The following is a 230-nucleotide window of genomic DNA, read 5'->3' on the forward strand; positions in this document are numbered from 1 at the left end:
GCAACACACCTAGCTAAAGAGTCACAGCTTAAAATGCTTCGATATCAGCTTAATCCGCACTTTATGTTTAACAGCATTAATGCTATTTGCACCTTAATCTTAAAAAAAGAAAGTGTGCAGGCAGTGAATATGCTCGAAAAGCTTTGTGATCTTCTGCGCCATAGTTTGTATACCGATCCGCTTGAAAAAGTAGCGATTAAAGAAGAAATTGCCATTTTAAAAACCTACTT

Annotated in this window: 1 protein-coding gene; it reads left to right on the top strand. The window is 36.5% G+C overall.

The window, feature by feature from the left end; genetic code table 11:
* Window positions 1–230, top strand: a 230-nt coding sequence (locus AAEY99_RS21755; RefSeq protein WP_351012037.1) for a histidine kinase, incomplete at both ends; no start/stop codon positions are given.

Source organism: Shewanella sp. S1-58-MNA-CIBAN-0166 (assembly GCF_040310085.1).
Lineage (GTDB): Bacteria > Pseudomonadota > Gammaproteobacteria > Enterobacterales > Shewanellaceae > Shewanella.